Origin of the sequence: Rothia sp. HMSC058E10 (assembly GCF_001809415.1) — a bacterium.
Classification (GTDB): Bacteria; Actinomycetota; Actinomycetes; order Actinomycetales; family Micrococcaceae; genus Rothia; species Rothia dentocariosa.
Genome location: NZ_KV797641.1, coordinates 1 through 243, shown reverse-complemented (window position 1 = coordinate 243; position 243 = coordinate 1). Strand labels below are relative to the sequence as shown.

Annotated in this window: 1 protein-coding gene; it reads right to left on the bottom strand. The window is 55.1% G+C overall.

The window, feature by feature from the left end:
- The coding region (locus HMPREF2609_RS11170) for a tetratricopeptide repeat protein (RefSeq protein WP_246825628.1) at positions 1–243 on the bottom strand (243 nt) is incomplete at both ends.

The following is a 243-nucleotide window of genomic DNA, read 5'->3' as shown; positions in this document are numbered from 1 at the left end:
GTCGATTTCTTTTTCGCGGCGGATCTTTGATAACACAGTGATAGCCTGATCCGGCTTACCTGATTCGGCATAGGCGGCTCCGAGGCCGAGTTGTGCCTGTGCGTAGGTTTTGGGGTCGATTTCTTTTTCGCGGCGGATCTTTGACCAGGCGGTGATAGCCTGATCCGGCTTGCCTGATTCGGCATAGGCGGCTCCGAGGATGAGCTGTGCGTCTGCGTAGGTTTGGGGGTCGATTTCTTTTTC